This is a genomic window from Mesorhizobium huakuii (assembly GCF_030160235.1).
GTDB lineage: Bacteria > Pseudomonadota > Alphaproteobacteria > Rhizobiales > Rhizobiaceae > Mesorhizobium > Mesorhizobium huakuii.
Genome location: NZ_BSNY01000049.1, coordinates 1 through 25,578, shown reverse-complemented (window position 1 = coordinate 25,578; position 25,578 = coordinate 1). Strand labels below are relative to the sequence as shown.

Here is a 25,578-nt window from a genome sequence, read left to right as displayed (position 1 = left end):
AACTCGCACTCATTCGGACGCCATGGACGTCGCGCAGGGTTGGCCCTTACCAGCGCAATGTGGGCAAAAGGTGACAGGTTTTTTAGTCAAACCTAACGCATTTCGGTGGGCGCAGCGGCTCCGATCAGCGTCAGGCCGGACGTCAGAACGTCCGAAACAGCCTGCACCAGCCCTAGTCTGGCATGCGTCAATTGTCGGTCGTTAACCTTAACAAAACGTAAGTCCGGATTATCCGTGCCCCGGTTCCAGTGTCCGTGGAAGCTGGAAGCCAGATCATAGAGGTAAAATGCCAGCCTATGCGGCTCCAGCGCAAGAGCGGCGGACTCGATCAGGCGCGGATATTCCGCGAGCTTGCGGATCAGGCCGATCTCGCCCTCGTCGGTCAGCGAAGCCGCGGCGGCAGCCAGGCTTTTGCGATCGAAGTTGGCCTCGCCCAATTGCTCGCTTGCCTGCCGGAACACCGAATGGCAGCGCGCCGAGGCGTACTGCACGTAAAACACCGGATTGTCCTTGGACTGTTCTGTGACCTTGGCGAAGTCGAAATCGAGTGGTGCGTCATTCTTGCGGAACAGCATCATGAAGCGCACCGCATCGCGGCCCACCTCTTCAATGACTTCCCGCGCCGTGACGAAATTCCCAGCCCTTTTTCCCATTCGCACCGGCTCGCCGTCGCGGAACAGCTTGACCAGATTGCACAGCAGCACCGTGAGCTTCACCTTGTCGCCGGTAATCGCCCGCGCCAAGGCCTCCAGCCGCTTGACGTAACCGCCATGGTCGGCGCCAAGCACATAGATCAGGTCGACGAAGCCGCGATCGACCTTGTCCTTCAGATACGCCACGTCGGCGGCGAAATAGGTGAACGACCCGTCCGACTTGACCAGCGCCCGGTCCATGTCGTCGCCGACAGCCGTCGAGCGGAACAGCGTCTGCTCGCGGTCTTCCCAGTCGTCCGGCTTCTCGCCCTTGGGCGGCGGCAGCTTGCCCTTGTAGATATGCCCCTTCAGTGTCAGGTCGTTGATCGCCGAGCGGATCTTCCTGGCATTGTCGGCGTGCAGCGTGCGCTCCGAGAAGAACACGTCGTGATGTACGTTGAGCAGCGCCAGATCATCGCGGATCATCGCCATCATGGCGTCGATCGCGCGGTCCTTGACGATGGCCAGCGCCTCATCCTCCGGCATTTGGAGCAGGCTGCGGCCGAACTCTTTCGCCAGCGCCTGGCCGAGAGGCACCAGATAGTCACCAGGATAAAGGCCTGGCGGAATCTCGCCGATCTCGTCGCCGAGCGCCTCCCGGTACCGCAGTATGACCGAGCGGCCGAGCACGTCGATCTGTCCGCCGGCATCGTTGATGACATATTCCTTGGTCACGTCGTAGCCGGCGAACGCCATCAGGTTGGCGAGCGCGTCGCCGACAACGGCGCCCCGGCAATGGCCGACATGCATCGGCCCCGTCGGGTTGGCCGAGACATATTCGACATTGGTTTTCCGGCCGGCGCCGATCGTCGAGCGGCCGTAATTGCGCCCCTCGCCCAGCAGCGCCGACAGATGCGCCTGCCAGAAGCCGTCCTTGAGCCGCAGATTGACGAAGCCAGGACCGGCAACCTCCGCGGCGGCGACATCCTCGTCATCCCGCAATGCCAGCGCCAGCTTCTCGGCCAGCGCGCGCGGGTTCTGGCCGGTGGGCTTGGCCAGCACCATCGCCGCATTGGTCGCGAGATCGCCATGGCTGGCGTCGCGCGGCGGTTCGACGGCAATGCGCGACAGGTCGGGCGAAACGCCGTCCTTGTCCTTCAGATCAAGCGCTTCGACAGCCTTTGTGACTCGCGCGGTGAAATCGGCGAAGATGTTCATGGGTATTGCTCTGGCGGTTTTAGGCGAATCCGGCTCGTTGGCCGGCAAAATCGCGCCCGCCCTAGCTCAAATCCGGGGTGCGGTCAAACAAACGCCTGTGTTCCTTGAGCGCATAGGTGTCGGTCATCCCTGCCAGGAAATCGGCGACGCTGCGCGCCTTGATGCGATCCTCGGCCCGGTCCAGCCCCTCGCGCCAGCCGTCCGGCATGGCGCGCGGGTCGGCGAAATAGACGTCGAACAGATCCCTGACGATCTGCTCGGCGCCGGCGCGCACCCGCATCACCTCCTCGTGCCGGTAGAGGTGCTTGTAGAGAAACGCCTTCAGTTCCTTCTCGGCCGCGGCCATCTCGCCGGAAAAAGTTACCATCGTCTCGCCCGCCGCCCTCACCGCGTCGGCGCTGCGCGGCCCGACGCGTTCCAGATTTGCGGTCGCCGAAACGATGACATCCTCGACCATGGCGGTGATCTGCCGCCGCATGAGTTCGTGGCCGGTGCGCACGTCATCGAGCCTGGGATAGCGTTGGCGCACGCCCTCGAGGATCTTCCCCGGCAGCGAGACGGTTTTCAGCATATCGAGCGTAAGCAGCCCTGCCCGCAGCCCGTCGTCAATGTCATGCGTGTTGTAGGCGATGTCGTCGGCGATTGCGGCGCACTGCGCCTCGATGCCGGCGAACCGGTCGAGCTCGAGGTCCTGCAACTCGGAATAATCACGGATCGCCTGTGGCACCGGCCCTTTCAGGCCCTTGCCGCTGCTGTCCGTGAGCGGACCATTATGCTTGACCAGGCCCTCCAGCGTCTCCCAGGTCAGGTTCAGCCCGTCGAACTCGGCGTAGCGCGCCTCCAGCCGCGTCACGATGCGCAGCGACTGTGCGTTGTGGTCGAAGCCGCCCCAGGCCGCCATCTTGTCGTTCAGCGCGTCCTCGCCGGTATGGCCGAAGGGTGTGTGGCCGAAATCATGCACCAGCGCCACAGCCTCGGCGAGATCCTCGTCGCCACGCAGCGCCCGCGCCAGCGCACGCGCGATCTGCGCCACCTCGATCGAATGGGTCAGCCTTGTGCGATAGTGGTCGCCTTCGTGGGCGATGAAGACTTGCGTCTTGTGTTTGAGCCGCCGGAATGCCGTGGAGTGGATGATGCGGTCGCGGTCGCGCTGGAACGGCGTGCGGGTTGGGCTCTCGACCTCGTCGAACAGCCGTCCGCGCGAGCGCGCCGGATCGGTGGCATAGGCCGCGCGCGGCCGATAGCCGAACCCGATGTCGCCCAACTCATTGGTCATGGCTGATGCTGCCGCAGTTGACTTGGCCCCTTGCGCTTCATACCTATCATGTGAAACCGAAAGCAAGGTGACGCCCATGGGCGCTGATGCCAAGACTGCCATGAAAGTCGACATGACCGAGGCCGCCGCCAGGCGGATCGCCAAGATTGTCTCTGGCGAGGCCGGCAAGACGGCGTTGCGCGTGTCCGTCGAAGGCGGCGGCTGCTCCGGATTCTCCTACAAATTCGACCTGGTCGACACGCGCAACGACGACGATGTCGCCATCGAGAAGGACGGCGCCACGGTGCTGATCGACGATTTGTCGCTGGTCTATATGGGCGGCTCGGTGATCGACTTTGTCGACGACCTGATGGGCCAGTCCTTCCAGATCCGCAATCCGAACGCTGTCGCCTCCTGCGGCTGCGGCACGAGCTTCTCCATTTAACGGCATGCCTGCCATCGGCGCGGTCCGTCAGGTCGCGCTGTCGGCCGGACGCGATCTTGATTCGACGCTGGCCTTCTGGCGCGACGTGCTCGGCATGGGCGTTCACGCCCGCTATGATCCGCCGGGCATCGCCTTCATCATGGCCGGCGACGTGCGCCTGCTGTTCACCGACGGCGTTCCAGCCGGCATAGTCTATCTCGACATGGTCGGCCTCGAAGCCTTCCACGCCGAGGCGAAAGCCGCGGGTGTCCCCTTCACCGCGCCGCCCGCACTTGTCCATCGCGATACCGAAGGCACCTTCGGACCACCGGGGGAAAGCGAGTGGATGGCCTTCCTAAAGGACCCGGCAGGCAATACGATCGGCCTCGTCGAACGCCATCCGCCGCAGGAAGAATAAGACCGTCATGAAAATCGTCACCTGGAACATCAACGGCGTGCGCGCCCGCATCGGCAACTTGACCCATTGGCTGACCGAGAGCGCGCCCGACATCGTCTGCCTGCAGGAGATCAAGACGGTCGACGAGCAGTTCCCGCGCGCCGAGATCGAGGCGCTGGGCTACAATGTCGAAACCCATGGCCAGAAGGGTTTTAACGGCGTGGCACTGCTGTCGAAGCTGCGCTTTGACGAAGTCATCAGGGGCCTGCCCGGCGACGACACCGATGAGCAGGCGCGCTTCATCGAAGGCGTGTTCTCGACCGACAAGGGCGCGCTGCGCGTTGCCTCGCTCTATCTACCGAACGGCAATCCGATCGATGACGATAAAAAATTCCCCTACAAGCTCTCATGGATGGCGCGGCTGGAGCGCTGGGCCGAAGAGCGGCTGAGACTGGAAGAGGCGCTGGTGCTGGCCGGCGACTACAACGTCATTCCCGAGCCGATCGACGCGCGCTTTCCGGAGAACTGGCTGGGCGACGCGCTGTTCCAACCGCAGACGCGACAGGCCTTCCGGCGGCTGCTCAATCTCGGTTTCACCGAAGCGGTGCGCGCGGTCACCGACGCGCCCGACACCTACACGTTCTGGGATTATCAGGCCGGCGCCTGGCAGAAGAACAACGGCATCCGCATCGACCACCTGCTGCTGTCGCCGGAAGCCGCCAACCGCTTCTCGTCGGCCTCGATCGAAAAGCATGTGCGCGCCTGGGAAAAGCCGTCCGATCACGTGCCCGTGGCAATCGATCTCGCCTTGCAGCCGGCCTGACCGGGACCCTTCTGGCGGCGAATCGCCCCGATCCGGTGTCGCATAACGACCTTGTATCGCCACAAATCGGGCGCATGATGGGAGATCATCATGGCGGCCGGGGTTCCCATGACCATTCGATTTGTTGTCTGTCCGATCGGCTTGGCCTTTGCCACGGCCGCCATGGTGCCTGCTTTCGCCTCCCCGGAATGTCTTGCCAATGGAAAGTCCTACCCAGTCGGCCAGGTCGCCTGCCTGACGGTTGCCGACCAGAGCCATCTGGCGCGCTGCGAGATGGTGCTCAACAATACGTCATGGACGAAGATCGGCGACAGCTGCCCCGGAAACACGATGGCGCCGCACCTGCACGTCACGCCGATCTCGACGCCCGCGCCCAGCATGGTGCCGACGGAACCGACCGAGAATTGATTTTTTCGCGTAGTTGATCTCCCCTGTTGGAGGAGAGCGGCAGACGACCTTACTGGTCTGCGTTGGTGGTGCCCTTGGTCAGGATGTCATCGGCCAGCGAAATCGCCGTGCGCCGGTCGGCTTCGCCGGCGGCGGCGAAAGCCTCTTCCTGCATGCCGCGGATCCAGGGCTGGTCGGCCGGCGACGCGCGTTCGAGCGCGGCGGTCATCATCGCCAGGCCGCGAACGATCTTGCCGCTCTGGAACAAGAGATGGCCAAGCGTCGCCTGCGCGCCGGCATGGCCCTTCTCGGCGGCGAGCTGGAACCAGCGCCCGGCCTGCTTGACGCTGGCCTTCACGCCGCCCTCGCCCTTGAGGAACATCTGCCCCATCTCGAACTGGGCGTTCGGGTTGCGGTAGTTGGCGGCGGCGCGCATGTAATATTCCTGGGCCGCCACCTCGTTCTCGCCGACCGGGCTGCCGGGAATGCCCTTGCGCAGGTAATCGCCGAGCGCCACCAGCGCGTCGGAGACGTAGCTTTCCTCAGGCGAACCGGGCTCGACATCCTGGTCGACGATCTCGGAGAAGAACTTGAACGCCTCATAGTCGTCACGCGCCACGCCGTCGCCCTCGGCATACATACGGGCAAGCTTCCAGGTGGCGCCGATCTGGCCGTTTTCGGCGGCGTATTTATAGGCTTCGGCGGCCTGTTCCTTGTGGCCGTTCTTGTAGGCGGAGAAGCCGAACTGGAACACCGCCCAGGGGCTCGACTGCGGCTTCACGCCTGTCTTGTCGTCGAACACCTTGTCGTCGAAGGCCAAAGCCTGGCCCACGGCGCCAAAGATCGCCGCAGCGACCAGTGCCGGAAGGACAGACGACCTCAACAACTCAGATATCCGCATAGCAGTGTGTTTCTTTCGCACCGCCCGGATGGGTGACCGCGCCATCCCTGGCAGACCCGACCGTCTGTGCGTATTTCCATATCGCGCCCGACTGGTAGTCGGTCGTGCGCACCTTCCATGTCTTGGCCCGCGCCTCCAGTTCGGCCTCCGTCAGCGCCACGTCGATCGTGCCGTTCACGGCGTCGATCGAGATCACGTCGCCATTCCGGATGAGGCCGATCGGACCGCCGACCGCCGCTTCCGGGCCGACATGGCCGATGCAGAAGCCGCGCGTCGCGCCCGAGAAGCGGCCGTCGGTGATCAGCGCCACCTTGCCGCCCATGCCCTGGCCGTAGAGCGCCGCCGTGGTCGAGAGCATCTCGCGCATGCCAGGACCGCCGCGCGGCCCTTCGTAGCGAATGACCAGAACCTCGCCTTCCCTGTAGTTGCGATGCGTCACCGCCTCGAAACATTCCTCTTCCGAATCGAAGCAGCGCGCCGGCCCGGAGAACTTCAACTCCGCCATGCCCGCGACCTTCACGATCGCGCCTTCGGGGGCAAGGTTTCCCTTCAACCCCACGACACCGCCGGTTTGGGTAATTGGTCTGTTGGCCGGGCGGACCACATCCTGGTGTTCATTCCAGGCAACGTGCTCCATGTTTTCGGCCAAAGTGCGGCCAGTGACCGTCAGGCAATCGCCATGCAGATAGCCGTGGTCGAGCAACGTCTTCATCAACAGCGGAATCCCGCCGGCCTCGAACATGTCCTTGGCGACATATTTGCCGCCGGGCTTGAGGTCGGCGATGTAGGGCGTCTTCTCGAAGATCTTCGCGACGTCGAAGAGATCGAATTTGATGCCCGCCTCATGCGCGATCGCCGGCAGATGCAGGGCTGCGTTGGTCGAGCCGCCGGTGGCCGAAACCACGGTCGCCGCGTTTTCCAGCGCCTTCAGCGTGACGATGTCGCGCGGCCGGATGTTTTTGGCGATCAGCTCCATGATCTTTTCGCCCGAGGCGAAATTGAAGCGGTCACGCATTTCGTAGGGCGCCGGCGCGCCGCAGGAATAGGGCAGCGCCAGACCAATCGCCTCGGCGACGGTGGCCATGGTGTTGGCCGTGAATTGGGCGCCGCAGGAACCGGCCGACGGACAGGCGGCCTGCTCGATCTCGAGCAGCTCGGCGTCGCCGATCGTGCCGACCGAATGCTGGCCGACTGCCTCGAACACGTCCTGCACGGTGATCTGGCGGCCGCGGTAGCTGCCGGGCAGGATCGAGCCGCCATAGATGAAGATCGACGGCACGTTGAGCCGCACCATGGCCATCATCATGCCGGGCAGCGACTTGTCGCAGCCGGCGAGGCCGACCAGCGCATCGTAGCAATGGCCGCGCATGGTGAGTTCGACCGAATCGGCGATGACCTCGCGCGATACCAGCGATGACTTCATGCCCTGGTGGCCCATGGCGATGCCGTCGGTGACGGTGATGGTGCAGAATTCGCGCGGCGTGCCGTTGGCGGCCGCGACGCCCTTCTTGACCACCTGCGCCTGGCGCATCAGCGAGATGTTGCAGGGGGCAGCTTCGTTCCAGCAGGAGGCGACGCCGACCAGCGGCTGCGCGATCTCGGCGGCGGAAAGCCCCATTGCATAGAGATAGGACCGGTGCGGCGCACGTGCCGGACCGACAGTCACATGGCGGCTAGGGAGCTTAGCCTTTGAAACGACCTTGGCGTCCATTCTCATCCTTGCCGCGGGCGGTGCGGCCTGTCCCATCGCCGAGCCTTTTGGCGCGTGTCCCGAGACCCTTTCGAGGTGCGCCGGGTTTATGGCGGGAAATGGGCAATTCCCTCAGGCGGATTTGTAGCGCAGGGGTTGTTCAGAAAGTGTTGCCAAAACGTCACAAACGCACGAGGTGGTCCCAGTGCGGCTTATATGCAACGCAGCTTGGATACCGGGAGCACCGATAATGCCGGCCCAAACGAAAAAGGCCGGGCATTGCCCGGCCTTTTTTGTAAAATTCTCAATAGGTTAGAATTTGATCTTGATGCCGCCCGAAACGGCAGTGACCAGATCGTTGCCGAAGTCGTAGCTGACCTCATTGCCGGCCACATAGCCGTTTTCGCCATTCACCGTTCCCGAATGGCCGCTGGTCAGCACGCCGATCGCGCCAGCCAGACGAACTTCGATATTGGGCTTCGGCGTATAGGCAACGCCGCCGCCCACGGTCCAGGTATCGGTCTGCGAGCCGTAGCCATGTGACGTGCCGCGGTCCCAGGAAAGCTGACCGGCCGCACTCCATTGATCGTTGAACTTGTGGCCGATGCCGCCGGTAACGGTCCAGCCGTCGCGATACATCAGATCCAGCGAGGTGATCTGGCCTGAATGCAGTTTATCGCCTGTGACGCACGCCGCGGCCGGAGTGCCGACGACGCAAATCGGAACACTCTGCAGCAGGCTCCAATTAACCCACTTCAACGAACCGAAGGCGAGCCAGCCGGGAGCAATGCCCGACTGCAACTTAAACTCGACCGTGTCCGGCATGTACTGTGTCGAGCCATAGATCGGCAGCACGACACTGCCGACATGCGTCAGGTCCAGCGTGCCCGAAATATTGTCGAGCTTGACCCGCGAATTGTAGACGAGGCTGGCGCGCAGCGCGATATCAGGAATTTCATAGGCGAGGCCGGCGCGCCAGCCCCAACCGGTCCCTTTCAGATCAACCTGGCCCGTGCCCTGGAAACCGGGTACCAGCGGCGACACCAGATCTTTCTTGAAACCGTAGACTTCCTGGTAATAGACGCCGCCGATGAAGCGAATCTGGCCTTTGCCTGCATCCATCTTGTACGAGCAAGTCGTGGCGTAATTGTTGCTCTTGATATCGGTTTCCATGTTGGATTCGGCGCCGGCCCACAGACCCGGATTTGTGTGTGCGCCCCAAGGCTGGGAATAGTCGAACATACAGTCGACGCCCTGAACGATCTGCGCCTTGACGCCGATGCGCGGCACCCAGTAGCTCTTGCTGTCTTTCGCCGTGCTGCCGAGGAACGTTACGATTCCATCGCTCGGATCGGTGTCCACCGCATTCTTGAGCTTGCGTTGCGGCATGACATAAGTCGATTCCGCTTCCGTCGCGAAGGGTGCCGGATCGAACAGAAGATCGATATCGTAGCCGCCACGCTCAATGCCACCGGCATGCGCCGAGTTCATTGCCGTCCCGATCAAAGCCAGCGAAAAGCACCCCGCCCCCAGCAGTGCTTTCAGACGCAAAATGTTCATGGATGTCCTCCCCGAATAACTAGTGCAGCAAGCTAGAACCAATTCAGGTTAACGGCGCAACAACGAATTCTTGGGGCGTACATGTACATGCTTGCCAAACGCATTTCCGACAAAATGCAGATGGGCCTCGCAAGGCTGAAAAACGGCTAGACGCGTGATTACCCGACCGGAAAATGAGGAAAATTCGTCCTAAAAGGCTCAAAAACAGCCATTTTCAGGGCATTTCGGCCCCATTGTTACATTATGGCAACAATGGGGCTAAAACTTCCGTTTACGTCAACATTAACGCTACGGAATGCCTACTTTCGAGACAAAAAGACCTTCATTTTAGAGAGGGCTAAAGCCCGGCGAATCTCTCCTCAACCGGCATCGCGAACCCTGGTCAGCGCCACCGAAAGCTTGTCCTGCGCGTCGCGATATTCGGCCAGCTTTTCGCGCTCGGCGTCGACGATCTCGGCCGGCGCGCTGGCGACGAATCTTTCATTCGACAGCTTCTTGTGCAGGCGCGCGATCTCCTCGGTCACCTTGGCCAGTTCCTTCTGCAGCCGGGCCGCCTCGGCGGCGAGATCGATCAGGCTGCCGAGCGGCAGGCAGATCGTCGCCTCGTTGAGGACGATCTGCGCCGAGCCCTTGGGTGCCGCGTCGGCCAGCGAGATGTCGCCGACGCGCGCCAGCCGTTTGATCGCCGAGTCCTCGCGAACCAGCCGCTCGCGCGTCACATCATTGGCGCCGACCACGACCAGCGGCGCGATCGCCGCCGGCGGCACGTTCATCTCCGAGCGCACCGAACGGATGCCGGAGACGAGGTCGACCAGCCAGTTGATGTCGGCCGCGGCATCTGCGTCCTCGAAGTCAGGCGACGGCCAGGCGGCGTGACACAACAGCGAATCGCGCTCCTTGCCCTCCCCCGCCGTCTGCGCCCACAGCTCTTCCGTCATGAACGGCATCATCGGATGCAGAAGCTTGTAGATTTCGTCGAGCACGAAGGCGACGCAGGCACGGCTCTCGGCCTTGGCCGCCTCGTCCGTGCCCATGAACACCGGCTTCAGCAGTTCCAGATACCAGTCGCAGAACAGGTTCCAGACGAAACGGTAGGCCGCACCGGCCGCCTCGTTGAAGCGGTAGGAGGTGATGCCGTCGGTGATCTGCCGCGCGGCCCGCGTCAGCTCGGTCAGGATCCAGCGGTTGACCGTCAGCTTGGCGTCGTTCAGCCAGAAATCGTCATTGCGGGCGACTTCGTTCATCTCGGCGAAGCGCGTCGCGTTCCACAGCTTGGTGCCGAAATTGCGGTAGCCGGCGATGCGCGCCGGGTCGAGCTTCACGTCGCGCCCCTGCGCCGCCATCACCGTCAAGGTGAAGCGCAAGGCATCGGCGCCATATTCATCGATGAGGTCGAGCGGGTCGATGACGTTGCCCTTCGACTTCGACATCTTGGCGCCGTTCTTGTCGCGCACCAGCGCATGCACATAGACGGTGTGGAACGGCTCCTCATCCATGAAATGCAGGCCCATCATCATCATGCGGGCCACCCAGAAGAAGATGATGTCGAAGCCGGTCACCAGCACGTCGGTCTGGTAGTAGGTCTTCAGCTCGGGCGTCTGGTCCGGCCATCCCAAGGTCGAGAACGGCCACAGCGCCGAGGAGAACCAGGTGTCGAGCACATCCTCGTCACGGGTCAGAATCTCGCCCGGCTGGAAGTTTTCCAGCTTGTCCTCGACCCAGGCCTTCCACGGACCTTCGAGCGCCAGATAATATTCGATCGCCGCGCTCAGCGCCTCTTCCTCGGTCTTCTCGACGAAGACACGCCCGTCCGGTCCGTACCAGGCCGGAATCTGATGGCCCCACCACAGCTGGCGCGAGATGCACCAGGGCTGGATGTTCTCCATCCAGTCGAAATAGGTTTTCTCCCAGTTCTTCGGCACGAAGTTGGTGCGGCCCTCGCGCACCGAGGCGATCGCCGGCTTGGCGAGCTCGGCGGCGTTGGCGTACCACTGCTCGGTCAGGAACGGCTCGATCGGCACGCCGCCGCGGTCGCCATGCGGCACGGCATGGCGATGCGGCTCGATCTTGTCGAGGAAGCCGCCGGCTTCCATCAGTTCGACGATCTTCTTGCGCGCGACGAAACGGTCAAGCCCGTCGAGCTCGTCCCAGACAGCCTGGCGCTCCGGCGTCGCATCGAGGCCGGCGAGGAAATCCTCATTGTCATTCAACTTGATGGCGGCTTCAACAGTCAGGATGTTGATCGCCGGCAGTTTGTGGCGCTTGCCGACCTCGAAATCGTTGAAATCATGCGCCGGCGTGATCTTGACCGCGCCCGACCCCTTTTCAGGATCGGAATACTCGTCCGCCACAACCGGTATCTTGCGGCCGACGATCGGCAGCACGACGTTCTTGCCGACCAGATGCCGGTACCGCTCGTCATCGGGATGCACCGCCACCGCCGTATCGCCCAGCATCGTTTCGGGGCGCGTGGTCGCCACCGTGATGAAGGTTTTCGGATTTTCCGGGTCGAATGTCTCGCCATCGACCGGATAGCGGAAATGCCAGAGATTGCCGTTGACCTCCTGCTGCTCGACCTCGAGATCGGAGATCGCGGTCAACAGTTTCGGGTCCCAGTTCACAAGGCGCTTGTCCTTGTAGATCAGGCCTTCCTTGTAGAGCGTGACGAAGACTTCGAGCACGGCCTTGGACAGGCCTTCATCCATGGTGAAGCGTTCGCGCGACCAGTCGGCCGAGGCGCCGAGCCGCTTCAGCTGGTTGAAGATGGCGCCGCCGGATTCGGCCTTCCACTCCCACACTTTCTCGATGAACTGTTCGCGCGTGAGGTCGCGGCGGTGGATCTGCTTCTCCATCAGCTGCCGCTCGACCACCATCTGCGTGGCGATGCCGGCATGGTCCATGCCCGGCTGCCACAGCACGTTCTTGCCGCGCATGCGCTCGAAGCGCACCAGAATGTCCTGCAGCGTGTTGTTGAGCGCATGGCCCATATGCAGCGAGCCGGTGACGTTGGGCGGCGGGATGACGATGGTGAAGGCTTCGGCCCCCTCCTCCGCCCCGGCGCCGGCGCGGAAGGCGTCCGCCTCTTCCCACACTTTGGCGATCTTCGGCTCGACGGTCTTTGCGTCGTAGGTCTTTTCAAGCATGGGGAAACGGTCCGCGCTGTCGGGATTTTTGCTGGTTTGGTGTAAATCGGAAGGTCTTGGCCAAGTCAACCGCAAGGGCTGCCCGGTTCATGAGAAGCAAATAGGCGTGCCCGTGTTCATTTCAACGGAAGGTCGTGGGAAGCCCATGCCCGCACTCGGCACAAAACTTCGCCCTGGTGTCCGGTAAGGCTTTCCGCCGAATGGAGAATTGAGCTTGAGTCCCAACAAAAAAAGCGCCGCCCAAGGGCGGCGCTTTGATCTGGGCTGTGAGCCTTACTGCCCGCCGCGCGCGACGCGCTCGATTTCCTCGCGCACCAGTCGCTCGACCAGCGTCGGCAGATTGTTGTCCAGCCAGTCCTGCAGCATCGGCCGCAGCATCTCCTCGGCCATCTCGTCGAATGTCTTCTTGCTGCGGCTGGCAAAGGCATCGGACAGTTCGCCAAAGGCAGCCGCGACCTGCCGGCCGGTATGTTCGGAAAGGATTGCCGGGCGCGCCACGGGCGCTTCGCTTGCCGCGCGCGCCTGAGCGGCGCCTGCCGGAGCTTCGCTTGAAGACGGCCGTTCGAACGCAGCCTCCGCCACCGGCTCGCTCGCCGACACCTCTGGCTGGGCGACCGGCTTGCGGATGCTCCTGTCCGGTATCGCTTCCGCCTGCTCTCCGACCGCCGCGATCTCGCGTCGCCAATCGGCAACGATGGCATCGCTTGTCGCGCTGGCCTGTGGGGCGGACTCTCCGGCCCGAGCCGGCTCGGCGGCGATCCTGGCGCTGACCTCGGCAAGCGTCATCGACGGCTTGACCGGCACGGGATCGGCGCGCGTCTGCGCTTCCATGCGCGCGGGCTCGGGCGATGGCGCCTGGACTTCCGCGAGCACGACCGGCTTCCTGAGCTCGGGAGCGGCATGCAGTTCGGCGCGAAACGCATCGACATCGGCAGCGGGAGCCTCGCCCGGCGACGGCTCCAGATCCTGCCGCAACTCTTCGGCCTCGCCCGGCTGCTTGCGGCCGTTGTCGCTGTCCTCGATGATCCTCCTGATGGAAGCCAGTATTTCTTCCATGGAAGGTTCGCGCTGTGCGCTGCTTGCCGTTGCCATCGTCACATCCGCCGCCTTTGTGACCTGTTAGTCTTCCGCTCCGGCAGAAGCCGGATTCGAATCATGGCGACAGCGTAACCGACGGATCGCCCAACGAGAATCCCCAATCTGGGGACATGTGGGATTTCAACAGATTAGAAGCAATTCCGAGAAAAGTGTGAAAACGGTTTCCGGCGGAAGCGTATAGCGCTTTCCCTGGGGAATTGCGCCAATGCCAAGGCATGGATCAAGAAACCGGAGCGGAACCGGTTTTCAAGCCAGGTTCCGCTCGGATGACCTAACGCAAGTCGGACCGCCGGCGCTTAGCGGCCGTCCGGCGTACGCAGACCGAACCACTTGTCCTTGACGGCGTTGTAGTGCTCTTCGGGCTTGTACTTGGTCACCGGCACGCCGAGCCGGTCGACCGAAAGACGCCCCATCGCCGACAGGATGGCATAGCTCGCCACCACCACATCGTGTTCGGAATTGGCCTGGTTGATCTTGGCGGTGATGACGGCGGCCTGCGCGTTGAGCACGTCGAGTGTGGTGCGCTGGCCGACATTGCGCTCTTCGATGACGCCGTTCAGCGCCAGTTGCGCGGCGTCGATAACCTGCTTGTTGGCCGAGACGCTCTGCTGCGCGGCGGTGTATTGCGACCATGCGGTGGCCACGGCCTGGCGCACCTGGTCGCGGCTGACGTCAACCTGGATGCGGGCCTGGCCAAGCGATTCCTTGCTCTGCCGCACCACCGCCGGGGTCCGCCCGCCCGAATAGATCGGAATGGTCAGTGTCGCGCCGATATTGGCCGACGTCGAATTGCCGTTGGGGCTGCTGCCCGGGGGACTGTTGTGCAAATAGTCCTCTGAAATGCCCGCCGACGCCGACAGTTGCGGCAACAGCGCGCCTTCCGCCGACTTGACCGAAAACGCGGCCGCGTCGACCAGATGCTGGGTGGCGAGAATGGCCGGATGTTCATTCGCCCCGATCGCAATCGCCGCATCGAGACTCGACGGCAGCAGCTTGCCCAACGGCGAAGCAGGCTTGAGCTTGCCGGGTTCGTCGCCGACCACCTGGTGATAGGTTGCGGCGCTGGCCAGCGCCTGCGCGCGGGCGGCACTCAGCGAGGCCACCGCCGAGGCGCGCGACGCATCGGCCTGCGCGACGTCGGTGCGGGTGCCTTCACCAACTTCGAAACGTGACCTTGCCGCACGCGCCTGCTCGGTCAGGAACTGCAGGTTCTGCTCGGTCAGCACAGCGATCTGCCGGTCGCGGATCACGTCCATATAGGCCGTCGCGGCGCTGAACAGCGTATTCTCTTCGGTGTTGCGCAGGCTCTCGACCGACGCCTTGACCTGGGATTCGGCCGCCGCCACGTTGTTTCTGGTCTGGAAGCCGTCAAACAGGCTCTGGTTGATCACGATACCAACACTGCCCGTCGTCGTCCTTTGACTGAAACCGCTACCGCGTGTGTTTCGATAATTGCCATCGACCGATCCGTTGATCGTCGGGCGCCAGCCTGATTTGGCGATGGCCACGCCTTCGTCCGTGACGCGCACACCGGCGCGGGATGAATTCAGCGTGGAATTGTATTGATAGGCCTTGGCGAGCGCGCCGATGATGGTTTCCGCCGAAGCGGTCAGTGGGGACAGCGCGGTCGCGGAGACGAGGACAGCGGCAAAAAGGGTCTTGGATACAGACGGCACGGGTATATCCCTCATTCGTTTTCCATGGGAACTTCGCCGCGCCAGCTTCTCGTTAGAGCAGCCGGAGTGACGTGTTTCGTTCCCTGTCGCTCGGTCCCAAAGTGCCCCCAGTCTAGGATCAGCAACGATTGTTCAAATGCAAGCGACCATGACAAAGCCTCTGCTGCAAGGCTAAATCATTCAGAATTCAAAAGCATGCTCACGTTCGAATCCCGGTAGTGGCTTAATTGCCGCATTAAATGCCCGTCTCCCGGTTACAACCCCCCCAGCCTTGAAAAAAAGTCTCGCCACGCCGGAATTGCCCCGCCCTTCGACCGCGACGAGTCGGCCGCCTTCGGCGAGCTGATCGAGCAACGGCGCAGGCACTTTCTCGACACTGCCGCCGATGAAGATGACGTCATAAGGTGCCTTGGCAGCATGTCCCTGCGCCAGCGCGCCCTCGACCACGGTCACATTGCTGCAACCAAGGCCGGAAAGGGTGGACGCCGCGGTTTGCGCCAGCGCCGAATCGCTTTCGAGCGCCACGACCGACCTCGCCAGCCGCGACAGGATGGCCGAGGCGTAGCCGGTGCCACAGCCGACATCGAGCGCCGAATCGGTCGCATTGATCTCGGCCAGCTGCATCAGCTTGGCCAGCGGCGATGCTTCCATCAGATAGCGCGCGCCACCGGTGCCGTCGCCAATACGGATGTCCTCGTCGATATAGGCGAGATCGCGCTGGCGGTCGCCGACGAAAACCTCGCGCGGCACGGTGAGCATGGCTTCCAGCAGTGGGGCGCTGGTCACGTCGGTGGTGCGAACCTGACCGTCGACCATCTTGACGCGAAGCTCGGAGAAATCAGCGCTCATGTTCCAACCAATCCGCTTGCCGCGCCAGAACCGCGGTTCATTTCGATGAGAACGTCAGGCCCCGGCGCTGAGCGCGCGGGAGCCCGGGTATTGGAGGCCTCGCCCGGAATCGAACCGGGGTGCAAGGATTTGCAGTCCTCTGCGTAACCACTCCGCCACGAGGCCTCGTTGCTCCCGGCGTTCCACCCGGTTCCAATAGGTTGCGGCGAAAATGGCGTCAAGCGGCCACCACGCAATCCGCGCGGTTTCCTCTGCAAGAATCCGACCCTCCACATCAAGCGCCGTGGCCACGCCGGGTCACGACGCATATTAGTTGATCGTTAAGTATAGCAGGAGATCACCAGAAACTCCACGCCCCCGCCGCCGTTGAGCAACGAGGAGGACTGCGCCATGCGGCCGACAAGTCCGGACAGCGGAACGAACACCTGGGACGGCTTGTCGCGATCAGGATGCGAGGCGTTGCTGCGCCATGCCATCGACTGTCTTGCGATAGACGGTTTTGCCAGGCTTTCGCCGCGCGACTGCGCGCGTCTCGCCTCGGCTGCCGCCGTTCTCAGGGAAATCCGTGAGGATTTGGCGAGAAGTGCGAACCGAAATGCCGATTCGCCAGAATCCGAAACCCGAACAAGGGCATAACGCCGCGGAAGGACGTACGGTCAAAGGCCCGGCCTGGTGCTCGTCGTTCCATCCGGTCGCCGCCGCCGCTCCCACCAGACGACGAAGCGGCGCCGGTGGCGGCGCACCATGGCGAATTCGTAGGAGAGCACCAGCAATCCGATCGGAACCATCCAGAAGCCGAGAATCGGCATAAAGCCGAGAATGCCGCCGATGGTCAAAAGAATGCCGATCGTGATTCTAAGGCCGCGCGATTGCGGCATGGTGAATTCGCGCCCGAAAATCGAGATCTTTCGTGCCGGTATCCGGTTTTCGTCTGCTGCCGTCATCGCCAATGGCTGCCCGCTGGTCACTCGAAAAAGCCTGTTTACGAAAGCCGCGAGCACCTTTTCGGTTCCGCGTCTGTCGCCAAGACGGCTAATATGAGGGCGCACGCCACCGATTGCGAGAAACCGCCGCGCGAAAAAGTCTCGGAAAAAAGCGAAATGCTTCTTTGCAAAGCCGAAAGGTGTTTGCTATAGGCTGCGCCACTTGCTCAAAGAGCCTCCGTTCCCCGGTAGCTCAGTGGTAGAGCAACCGGCTGTTAACCGGTTGGTCGCTGGTTCGAATCCGGCCCGGGGAGCCAACATTTCCAAGGCTTACAGAGTTTTCAGGAACAGCCGCAAAACGGCTGATCTACAGCATATCTACACAACTCGACTTCGCTAGGCGCCGATCTACACCTCGGACCGACGGCGCGAAGGGCCATGGAACGCGTATTCGATGAATTGATCAGCCTGCAGAAGAGGCGGCCGATACGGCGCTGGCGCGCGGCCGCTTGGGATTGGGCCATTGACCTTACCGCGGATTTCGTGACCGCCTTGGCAGTTGGTGCCGGGATCGCGATAGCCCTAGCCCTCGCATAGGAGGCGGCACCCCTTCCATTTTCAACAGGAGTCGCAACTACTGTTGTTTGAAGGCTGGGCGATTCGCGCTAGGTTAAAAGACGATCAACGATCGAGGAGCCGGCGAAAATGCCGGAGAGCGTTGTGCTTCAGCGAATGAGCGAGAGCGAGGAAGTATCCGGACGGCGCAGCCGCTATGTCGCACCCAAGGGTGCCAGTATCCGTCTCTCCGAGCTGCTCGCGTCAATACACCGGTCGACAAACGTCGACCAAGGAAACCTGTTTCGCGAACAAAACGACGCCGACATGGACGTATTCTATGCCGGCGATCTCTCGCTGCTGCAGCGGAAATGCGTGTCTGTCATTGGGGCCCGCGACGTCTCGGAAAACGGCGCCGCGCGCGCCCGCCGCGTAGCTCGAGGGCTGGTCGACGCGGGCGTCGTGGTTACCAGCGGCTTGGCAAAGGGTGTCGACGTCGCAGCGCATACCGGAGCCCTTCAGGAAGGTGGAAGCACGATCGCGGTGATCGGTACGCCTCTCGACAAGGCGTACCCCGCAGACCATGCCGACATACAAACCGAGATCTATACCCATCATCTGTTGATCTCCCAGTTCCGGCCAGGCGCCCGGACATTCCCTTCGGACTTTCCCAAACGCAATCGATTGATGGCCGCTCTGACCGACGCGAGCGTCATTGTGGAGGCATCCGACAGTTCGGGAACGCTTCACCAGGCGGCTGAATGCGTGCGGCTTGGACGGTGGCTGTTCATCATGAAAGCGGTGGCCGACAATCGAGACCTCGAGTGGCCCGCCAAGTTCCTAAAATCGCCAAAGGTCGCGGTGCTCAGCTCTGTCCAAGATATCCTCGACGCGATTGGCTAAAGCCCATGAAGGTGCATTACCTCTGCGCCTACTACAGTCAGTGGGCGCACAACAACCTTGCCCCCCGTCCGAGCGAGCTCTGGCAGTCCTACAAGTTCTGCGGTGCAGTAAAGCATGGCGTGATGAACGGCTATCTGACGGTACCGTGGAAAAAGGGCCCGCAAAGGATTGAGGAGAAGGAAGCGAAGAAGACCCGACCGATATTTGGACGCTTTATCGCCCAGAGGGTGAATGCTGAATACGGGGATTGTGGCCTCGTGCCGGTGCCTTCAAAAGACTCCTGCGACAAGGAATTTTTCCGATCATTTCAAATGGTCCAAGAATCTATCCCTGACAGCATGGCAAATCCGATCCTTCCAATCGTACGGTTCACCAAGAAATTGGAATCGGCGTCCAAGGGTGGCTTGCGCGGCTTCGACGCCGTTTATCCGTATCTGGAGGTCGCGCCGAAGGTGAAGCCTGGACCCGTGGTGCTCATCGACGACATCGTCACCACCGGCGGCACCCTGCTGGCAACAAAGAAGCGGTTGGAAGAGCGCGGGTTTGAAGTGAGGGCTGCAATCGTCTGCGGCCGGACGGTTGCGGCCACCGAAAAGGCCTTCTATCCGCGCTCTTTTGAGCTTACGGAAGACGAAGGCGAGATCGACCTGTAGGCGCTGGGGCCCGGCCGCCCGCCGGGCGTCATACGTGCACCAGCCCACACCAGTGCCTAAAAGGCAAAACGGCTAACTCGCTGATATCGCCGACGCAATCCGCCTTTCGCAGTGATGGGCCACTCCCTTACCAAGGGAGTGGCTAAGAATGCGGATCAGACCATCTTGCCGATGGCAAGCGCCTCGAAGTGATCGAGCCGCTGGTCGGTGAATTCGCCGTGAGCGAAGCCTTCGACCGAGAATGCCACGCGGGACCCCAGGTCCGCCTCCCGTAAACTGGAGGTTCCGGTCATTCCGACAGGCGGCGCGGCATTCATGACAAAAGACGATCTTCAGCAAATCCCAATGCAGGCATCGCTGATCCGGCCCGAACCGTTCGTCATCTCGGCGACGTCGAGCACGGCCTTGCGCTGGCATGTCATGCAGTGCACCGACAGGCTGGTGCCGGCCTCCAGCTTCTTGCCAAGGGTGTCTTCTACGAACGGGTATTCCTTGCCCACTGGCGATCTCCAAAGAGGTCGCCCCTCCGCCTCCGGAATATATTCCTGTCGACGCTTCTGCCGAGGGGTAGGTGATCACGCCATGAGGAAAACGAGAAATTTAGCTAGCTTGAATATGCGGCGGACCTCCCAGGGCCGCCAGGCCGGTGCCTTTCAGGCAATTTCCACCCCAATGGATGGAAGGCGCCGGCCACTGTAGCCCGTCGCTATGTGGGGGCACACCAGCGGCGGGTTATCGGCGAACATTAGCAATCGCTTGAATCGGGTTGCCAGCCACGCCAGAGTGACGGCACGGCAAAGGGCGACATCAAGGTAGGCGACACCGTCGCAATCACGGCAACCGTGCGCAAGCGGGTGACCGACGACAAGATCAGCGTATTGAACCCATCCTATCCTCAGCCGCACTCGATCGCGAACACCACGCCCAACATCAGCAGCGGCGAGAAAATCGAGTTGACCGGCGCGGTCGTTCGCATCGACGACGACACCGTCACGGTCGGCGGCAAGGATCTCGGGATCACGGTCAAGCGCAGTGCGGTGCGCCTCGTTCAGTAAGCTACGGCAGCGCCTTGATGGCGATGGCGACCAGAATTGCACCGACAATAACCAGAACGATCGCCGCCAGCCCACGAAGCTTTATCCAGACCTTTCGTCCAGGCTCTTGCTGGGGCTGAACATCTGCAGCGTCATAAGCGCTGTACAGGCGTCGGCCACCCTCTTCGAACCGATCGGCGTTCGGGTAGTCTTTCTTAGGAGCGGCCTTTGGAAGCGACGCCTTCGCCTTTGCGCTGCGGCGCCGCAGCTCCTCATCGAGGTCCGCAATGGTGAACTTGTCCTTGGCCATTGACTTAATTCTTGCGGCCAAACAATTCGCCCATCCACAAATTTTAGAAGTAGCTGATCTCTTTTAGCTTCGCGGGAACGCCGCAGTGGGTACGGAGGTCGAACCATCGGCGCCGTAGCGGCAGACAACCTTGGCGATGCGCAGTTCCTTGATATTGCCGTTGACATTGGCGGTGGCGAAGTTGCGACCGATGTCCAGCGAGCCGGTCGAGTTGAAGATGGAACTATCAGCCGGCGTGGCGGTCCAAGTCGTTATGGTGTCTCTCGTCACTAACGAAAAGCCCCGGACGATGCCGGGGCGTGCAGCCTTATCGCCGCGAATCATAGGAAGAAGTTCTCTTGGTACGTAAAGTATATAATCGGGTTTAGATTCCTATGCCGCGCCCCCTGCCAATGCCGTGGCTGAACGCGAGCTCCACACCTAGACGCCGGCCAGATTCGATCTGGATGCCAAGCGCCTTCTTATAATTGGCGAGCAGCGATTCCAGTTGCGGATCGCGCTCGAGACTCTTGGCCATGTCGGACATGGCCGAGCGCGTTGACCTGTAGCCGGACATATCGCCGGCCTCGTATTGGTGCTGGCTTGTCCTTTTCAGCTTTTGCCAGTCTTCCACGAAACGGCCGGCCCGGCGGCCTGGATCAGTGCGGATTTCGGTTTCAAGCTGGAGAGCCAAGACGACACGGTTGACCCGGCCGGCGCCGGCCTCACGGACAAGCTCGGGGCTTTTCACATAAGCCGCTTCGGCATCGCGCCAGCCATGCGGCCGAACCTTCTCGAAGGCATCGCGCGCATCACGCAATTCGCGCATCTGGTCAGGCGTCCCCTGCCCGTCCGCATTTCCGCTACGCGCAACAGCGTCGAGAGCACTCGCGTGGCGCACAAGCGCCTTCGTGCGATCTCTACGCAACGCCGCTTCCGGGTCCACCCGCGCATCCGCCTCCCGCTGCGCTCCCCTGGCGTAAGCTTCTCTTCCAGGCGCGGCATCGCCGTTTTGCGATCGACCGTCTTCCCTTCCCGGCTGATGACCACGGTCTTTTCCGGGCTCGGCGTCTGCGGGCGAGCGCAACCCGTCGAGCAACCCGCCGATCCTGTCGCGCAACTTCTCCGGAACGACCCGGCGCACGATCTCGACCACGCGCTCACGGAAGGTGATCCCCCGTCTCTCGGCATAGTGTTGCACCGGGTCGATCTGATCGTAATCCGACGCCATGTCCTTGGCGCGGTCGCGTGACAGCGTCCGGACGAGCCGTTCGCTCGTCGCGAAGTCATCACGACCGTAATGCAGGTCCATCCTGTCGCGATGTCGCGACAGGGACACGTAGCCGCTGTGCACATCCATGCCTGGCGTCGCCAGCACATGAGTGCGGTCGACCGTCATGCCCTGCGCCTTGTGGATGGTCGCGGCATAGCCGTGGTCGATGTGGGCATAGTCCTTCAGGTCAAAGCGCACAGACCTGCCGTCGTCGGTGCGTACGGCCATGCTTTGTGTGCTGACCTCATCGATCACACCGAGCGTGCCGTTCTTGACGCCAAGTGACCGCTCGTTGCGCAGGAACATGACCCGGTCGCCGCGTGCGAAGCTTCTTGCACCGCGCTCGACATCCACCTGAACCTCGTCGCCGAGATCCCCAGCGGCGCGCATACGCTCGCGCGCCGCATTGTTGAGCGCGCGCACTTCGTCGTTTGTGTGGGTGAGAATGATCCGGCTTGCTTCAGGCTCTGCCTGCCTGTCGCGATCCCAGCGCTCGACAAGATCGCTGCGCGCTTCGACGCGCGTCGCAGCCTGGTGCACCATGCCTTGTGCGTCATAGGCGCCAATCGCGGCGCCGATCCTGCCGGTTGCAAGATCGCGCGTGGCGTCGCGCTGCCAGTCCTCGCGCTGCCGGCGTACTTGACCGATCTCGACGCCGCCGTGGCGTTCGTGGATCGATCGGAACGCAGCGCCGGCTTCGATCGCCTGCAATTGCTGCGGATCGCCAACCAACACGACTTTTGCGCCAAGGTCCGCCGCATGGGAAAGCACGCGCTCCAATTGGCGCGTGCCGACCATGCCTGCCTCGTCGATCACCAGGACATCGCGCGCGGTGAGCAGATCACGGCCCTGTTCCCAGCTATGTTCCATGCTTGCGATGGTGCGAGAAGAGATGCCGGAACCGCTTTCGAGATTCTCGGCGGCAATGCCGGAAAGTGCCGCACCTCGAACCTCGTAGCCTGCTGCTGCCCATGCCTGGCGCGCGACCCCGAGCATGGCGCTCTTTCCCGTTCCGGCAAAACCAACGACGACACCAAGACCGCGGCCGTCGGTGATGTGATCCAGGGCATCGCTTTGCTCGCCTGACAGAACAAGGCCGCGGTGCCTGGCATCCGCCAACGCAGTCACACGATCCTGGTCACTCACCGCATGCTGTTCTTCCCGGGCCATGCGTTCCGCCGCGCGATGAAGGCGCTGTTCCGTCTCGATCATCTGCCGCGTGGTGAAGCGATCGTCTCCACGGCCGTCTTTGCCGAGTTCGACCAGATCGGGTGCGTTGCTGATGGCTGCCACCACCACGTCGAACTGCTGGATGCCGTCGCTGTGGCGATGCGCAAACTTCGCGATGTCTTTTCGCGTGAAGGTCGATTGCTGATGCGTGATGGCATCCAGCGCCACAGATGGATCGGTAATGATGCGCGCGCCATTGTTGCGCGCGATCTCACGATGCTGTTCGGCGCGATCCGCTTCAATGTCAGCAGCGTCGAGGCCGCTGCCTTCAATGCGTTGGGCCGGCGCACCAATCTGGGTTTGCGGCTCCAAGGCGATGCCCTGCGCTTCCAGGCTGCGATGATCGATGCGGGCGTCGATGTCGAGTTCGGCCAGGCGCTCGTTGGCAAGCTCCGCCCATCGCTCGCGCCAGCGCTCGACCAGCTCCGTCTGGTTCCAATCTCGTACCTTCGCGCCAAAGCCGTTCTCATCGACGGAGCGCATGGTGAGCATGACATGAGCATGCGGTTTTGGACTGCCATCCTCTGCCCTGTCCCAATGGACATTCAGATCGGCGACCATGCCTCGGCTGACGAACTCGGCCTGCACGAAGTCGCGCGCCAGCTCGACGCCTTGCGCCTGGCTCAGTTCACGCGGCAGGGCAAACTCCACCTCGCGGGCAAGCTGCGCATCCTTCCTCACCTCGAACGCCTCGACGTCGTTCCACAGCCGTTGGCGGTCGCTCCAGGCTTCCGGCGCGTTCTCCGGCAGCATCACCTCGGAATGGACAACACCGCGCTTGGCCGAGAAGTCGTGGCTTCGATCCGTGCGCTCGTCGCGCAGCCGCGAGGCAGAGCGGTAGGCGGCCGACGCCACGGCGCTGCTGCCTGCCTTGCGGCCAATGACTTTGACATGAAGGTGATAGATCGCCATAGCGACCAGATCATTTGCACGTCAAAGCGCACGTCGGCACGACGTATAAGCGCGCCCTCCCTCGAAAAAATCTCGGGATGGACCAGCCCGTCCCGGGCTGTCTCGGCAACATTGAAGCCTTCCGGCGGGCGCTCCACTATCATCGCCGTATCAACAACCGATGGAGGCAGCCATGCGCAAAGCACGCGATTTCGACGCCGAACTGAAGGCGCTGGAAGAAAAAGCGCGAGAGCTCAAAACGCGAAAGGTGCAGCAGCTTGGCGAGCTGGTGATCGCCACCGGCGCCGATGAGCTCAGCAGCGACGAACTGGCCGGCGCGCTGGTTGCAATTGCCGAGACGAAAGACGCCGCAAAGCGCGAGGCATGGGCCAAGCGTGGAGTGATGTTTTTCGAGAGCCGGTCCCGGCGAATTGCTCCGGCATCTCAGCGCAACCCTCGCGGCGCTTCAGTACAACCGGGCAGCCCACAATCGCCGGCAGGCGGCACAGGCTCGCAATGACATGCGCACGTGGCAGGTCGAGCGTCGCAAGCGCACACGGCAGCTCATCGAACTTGGCGGTCTTGTCGTCAAAGCAGGCATTGTCGATCTGACCAATGATGATCGCACCATCATTTATGGAGCGCTGCTTTGGATCGCCGCCAAGCTGCAGAGCGATGAAGGCGGGCATGCGCGGGGCCTTTGGGCCGCGAAGGGAAAGCAGGCATTCGAACTGAACGGCATGAAGTCCATAGAAACCAGCGAACATTGAGTTGATTGGCTAGCGGCGGACGGTCCAAGCCGCCCACTTCTGTCTGAATGGGGTATTATACACGGTCGAGCGGAGCTGATGGAATTTGATCCCAACTATTGCTGCAGTTGGCAGCTTGGGGAGCCGGCGGCCCTGCTGTGCACAGGGGGCAATGGCGGGGAAGCGAGGGGAAATTCCTCGCTTCCCAATGGATCGAAAGGGTATCACAGTCGATCAGAACGATAAAAACGAAGCTTACTCTTATAATGTTGCGCAAAAGACGTGGATTTTACAACGAGATGTACTATTTGCCTCGTTGGCAGGGTGAGGAAACCAAACGTCGCTCAATTCGCCCATACACTAGAGGAAATTATATGACCACTGCTCTCGAGCAAGGCAACAAACTGGATACCGTGTCGATAACGGCTGACATCGTCGCCGCCTATGTATCGAACAATCCAGTACCGGTTGGCGAGTTGCCGAAACTAATCGGCGACATCCATGCCGCACTGAGTGGCATCGGCACGCCGGCGACGGAACCGGTGATCAAGCAGGAACCGGCGATCTCGATCAGGAAGTCGGTGACGCCCGACTTCATCATCTGTCTGGAAGATGGAAAGAAATTCAAATCGCTCAAACGGCATCTTCAGCACTTTGACCTGACCCCTGACCAATATCGTCAGAAGTGGAATCTGCCAGCGGACTATCCGATGGTGGCGCCAAATTACGCGGCCACGCGTTCGGCCTTGGCGAAGGCATCAGGGCTCGGGCGCAAGGTGGCTGCGCCCGCTCCTGCCGCGGCGGAAAAACCAAAACGAACTGTTCGTGCGGTAGCAGCGAGAACGACTGCGGCAGCCGTTAAGTCGTCGCTGAAGAAGATCCGCAAGGCACCAGCCAAAGCCTAGTGTGCTGCAACTGGCGGACGTGCCAGGTTGTAGGGACCTGACCATGGCGAAGCCCCGCCTTGCCCGACTTAAACACCGCCTGTGAGAATATGTCATTAAGTCAGCATGTTAGGCGCGCGC

25 protein-coding genes and 2 tRNA genes are annotated in these 25,578 nt (G+C 62.1%); 11 read left to right on the top strand and 16 right to left on the bottom strand.

The window, feature by feature from the left end:
* Positions 1-92: 92 nt before the first annotated feature.
* Together argS and QQK95_RS25220 are read right to left on the bottom strand one after the other, a co-directional pair.
* Positions 93-1,850: an arginine--tRNA ligase gene (argS, locus tag QQK95_RS25225; protein ID WP_284277104.1), complete on the bottom strand. Its 1,758-nt coding sequence runs from the start codon at positions 1,848-1,850 to the stop codon at positions 93-95.
* 61 nt (positions 1,851-1,911) lie between these two features.
* Positions 1,912-3,126 carry a deoxyguanosinetriphosphate triphosphohydrolase gene (locus tag QQK95_RS25220; protein WP_284277103.1) on the bottom strand — a complete coding sequence of 405 codons (1,215 nt, stop codon included), beginning with the start codon at positions 3,124-3,126 and terminating at the stop codon, positions 1,912-1,914.
* A gap of 76 nt (positions 3,127-3,202) precedes the next feature.
* Here QQK95_RS25220 and erpA point away from each other — a divergent pair, with 76 nt between their 5' ends.
* The 4 genes from erpA (at position 3,203) to QQK95_RS25200 (ending at position 5,157) form a co-directional block, all read left to right on the top strand.
* Positions 3,203-3,550: an iron-sulfur cluster insertion protein ErpA gene (gene erpA / locus QQK95_RS25215; protein WP_027024881.1), complete on the top strand. Its 348-nt coding sequence runs from the start codon at positions 3,203-3,205 to the stop codon at positions 3,548-3,550.
* Between the two features lie 4 nt (positions 3,551-3,554).
* Positions 3,555-3,947 carry a VOC family protein gene (locus QQK95_RS25210; RefSeq protein WP_284277102.1) on the top strand — a complete coding sequence of 131 codons (393 nt, stop codon included), beginning with the start codon at positions 3,555-3,557 and terminating at the stop codon, positions 3,945-3,947.
* A 7-nt stretch (positions 3,948-3,954) separates the two neighbouring features.
* Complete coding sequence (xth, locus tag QQK95_RS25205) at positions 3,955-4,749, top strand: exodeoxyribonuclease III (RefSeq protein ID WP_172350176.1); 795 nt, start codon at positions 3,955-3,957, stop codon at positions 4,747-4,749.
* Positions 4,750-4,839: 90 nt separating this feature from the next.
* Positions 4,840-5,157, top strand: coding sequence for a hypothetical protein (locus tag QQK95_RS25200; protein ID WP_322414492.1), 318 nt, complete (start codon positions 4,840-4,842; stop codon positions 5,155-5,157).
* Positions 5,158-5,206: 49 nt separating this feature from the next.
* On the opposite strand, the gene QQK95_RS25195 is transcribed toward QQK95_RS25200, so the two are convergent.
* From QQK95_RS25195 to QQK95_RS25150, 10 genes are all read right to left on the bottom strand, one after another.
* Entirely contained in the window at positions 5,207-6,037 is an 831-nt protein-coding gene (locus QQK95_RS25195) for a tetratricopeptide repeat protein (RefSeq protein WP_284277100.1), read from the bottom strand.
* Positions 6,024-7,748 carry a dihydroxy-acid dehydratase gene (gene ilvD / locus QQK95_RS25190; protein ID WP_284277098.1) on the bottom strand — a complete coding sequence of 575 codons (1,725 nt, stop codon included), beginning with the start codon at positions 7,746-7,748 and terminating at the stop codon, positions 6,024-6,026. The genes QQK95_RS25195 and ilvD overlap by 14 nt, the downstream gene beginning before the upstream one ends.
* Before the next feature lie 291 nt (positions 7,749-8,039).
* On the bottom strand, positions 8,040-9,287 hold the full coding sequence (locus tag QQK95_RS25185) for an OmpP1/FadL family transporter (RefSeq protein WP_284277153.1): 1,248 nt from the start codon (positions 9,285-9,287) through the stop codon (positions 8,040-8,042).
* Between the two features lie 359 nt (positions 9,288-9,646).
* Positions 9,647-12,430: a valine--tRNA ligase gene (locus QQK95_RS25180; protein WP_284277096.1), complete on the bottom strand. Its 2,784-nt coding sequence runs from the start codon at positions 12,428-12,430 to the stop codon at positions 9,647-9,649.
* Between the two features lie 273 nt (positions 12,431-12,703).
* Positions 12,704-13,522: a PopZ family protein gene (locus QQK95_RS25175; protein WP_284277095.1), complete on the bottom strand. Its 819-nt coding sequence runs from the start codon at positions 13,520-13,522 to the stop codon at positions 12,704-12,706.
* Between the two features lie 302 nt (positions 13,523-13,824).
* On the bottom strand, positions 13,825-15,204 hold the full coding sequence (locus QQK95_RS25170) for a TolC family outer membrane protein (RefSeq protein ID WP_284277094.1): 1,380 nt from the start codon (positions 15,202-15,204) through the stop codon (positions 13,825-13,827).
* Between the two features lie 180 nt (positions 15,205-15,384).
* Complete coding sequence (locus QQK95_RS25165) at positions 15,385-16,053, bottom strand: protein-L-isoaspartate O-methyltransferase family protein (RefSeq protein ID WP_284277093.1); 669 nt, start codon at positions 16,051-16,053, stop codon at positions 15,385-15,387.
* A gap of 91 nt (positions 16,054-16,144) precedes the next feature.
* Positions 16,145-16,218, bottom strand: a tRNA-Cys gene (locus QQK95_RS25160).
* Positions 16,219-16,373: 155 nt separating this feature from the next.
* Positions 16,374-16,529 carry a hypothetical protein gene (locus QQK95_RS25155; protein ID WP_284277092.1) on the bottom strand — a complete coding sequence of 52 codons (156 nt, stop codon included), beginning with the start codon at positions 16,527-16,529 and terminating at the stop codon, positions 16,374-16,376.
* A gap of 180 nt (positions 16,530-16,709) precedes the next feature.
* Positions 16,710-16,997 carry a hypothetical protein gene (locus QQK95_RS25150; RefSeq protein ID WP_284277091.1) on the bottom strand — a complete coding sequence of 96 codons (288 nt, stop codon included), beginning with the start codon at positions 16,995-16,997 and terminating at the stop codon, positions 16,710-16,712.
* A 221-nt stretch (positions 16,998-17,218) separates the two neighbouring features.
* Between QQK95_RS25150 and QQK95_RS25145 the strand changes: the two genes are divergently transcribed.
* The 3 genes from QQK95_RS25145 (at position 17,219) to QQK95_RS25135 (ending at position 19,087) form a co-directional block, all read left to right on the top strand.
* Positions 17,219-17,293 (top strand) — tRNA-Asn (locus QQK95_RS25145).
* Positions 17,294-17,681: 388 nt separating this feature from the next.
* Positions 17,682-18,434, top strand: coding sequence for a DNA-processing protein DprA (locus QQK95_RS25140; RefSeq protein WP_240565159.1), 753 nt, complete (start codon positions 17,682-17,684; stop codon positions 18,432-18,434).
* A 5-nt stretch (positions 18,435-18,439) separates the two neighbouring features.
* Complete coding sequence (locus QQK95_RS25135; protein WP_240565160.1) at positions 18,440-19,087, top strand: phosphoribosyltransferase; 648 nt, start codon at positions 18,440-18,442, stop codon at positions 19,085-19,087.
* A 332-nt stretch (positions 19,088-19,419) separates the two neighbouring features.
* On the opposite strand, the gene QQK95_RS25130 is transcribed toward QQK95_RS25135, so the two are convergent.
* The gene (locus tag QQK95_RS25130; protein ID WP_240565161.1) at positions 19,420-19,587 is read right to left on the bottom strand and encodes a hypothetical protein; all 168 of its coding nucleotides are present in this window, start codon (positions 19,585-19,587) and stop codon (positions 19,420-19,422) included.
* Positions 19,588-19,941: 354 nt separating this feature from the next.
* Between QQK95_RS25130 and QQK95_RS25125 the strand changes: the two genes are divergently transcribed.
* Positions 19,942-20,142 (top strand): hypothetical protein, encoded by a 201-nt coding sequence (locus tag QQK95_RS25125; RefSeq protein WP_240565162.1) that lies wholly within the window; start codon positions 19,942-19,944, stop codon positions 20,140-20,142.
* Between the two features lies 1 nt (position 20,143).
* On the opposite strand, the gene QQK95_RS25120 is transcribed toward QQK95_RS25125, so the two are convergent.
* The 3 genes from QQK95_RS25120 to traA all read right to left on the bottom strand — a co-directional run bounded on the left by QQK95_RS25120 (position 20,144) and on the right by traA (position 23,825).
* Positions 20,144-20,431, bottom strand: coding sequence for a hypothetical protein (locus QQK95_RS25120; protein ID WP_240565163.1), 288 nt, complete (start codon positions 20,429-20,431; stop codon positions 20,144-20,146).
* Between the two features lie 63 nt (positions 20,432-20,494).
* A complete protein-coding gene (locus QQK95_RS25115; RefSeq protein WP_240565165.1) occupies positions 20,495-20,755 on the bottom strand; it encodes a hypothetical protein in 261 nt (86 codons plus the stop codon).
* Between the two features lie 40 nt (positions 20,756-20,795).
* The gene (traA, locus tag QQK95_RS25110; protein ID WP_284277090.1) at positions 20,796-23,825 is read right to left on the bottom strand and encodes a Ti-type conjugative transfer relaxase TraA; all 3,030 of its coding nucleotides are present in this window, start codon (positions 23,823-23,825) and stop codon (positions 20,796-20,798) included.
* Positions 23,826-23,997: 172 nt separating this feature from the next.
* On the opposite strand from traA, the gene QQK95_RS25105 reads away from it, so the two are divergent.
* The 3 genes from QQK95_RS25105 (at position 23,998) to QQK95_RS25095 (ending at position 25,458) form a co-directional block, all read left to right on the top strand.
* Positions 23,998-24,324 carry a conjugal transfer protein TraD gene (locus QQK95_RS25105; protein ID WP_240565167.1) on the top strand — a complete coding sequence of 109 codons (327 nt, stop codon included), beginning with the start codon at positions 23,998-24,000 and terminating at the stop codon, positions 24,322-24,324.
* Between the two features lies 1 nt (position 24,325).
* Positions 24,326-24,574, top strand: coding sequence for a conjugal transfer protein TraD (locus QQK95_RS25100; protein WP_240565169.1), 249 nt, complete (start codon positions 24,326-24,328; stop codon positions 24,572-24,574).
* A gap of 353 nt (positions 24,575-24,927) precedes the next feature.
* Positions 24,928-25,458: a Ros/MucR family transcriptional regulator gene (locus QQK95_RS25095; RefSeq protein ID WP_240565170.1), complete on the top strand. Its 531-nt coding sequence runs from the start codon at positions 24,928-24,930 to the stop codon at positions 25,456-25,458.
* The last annotated feature ends 120 nt before the right edge of the window (positions 25,459-25,578 follow it).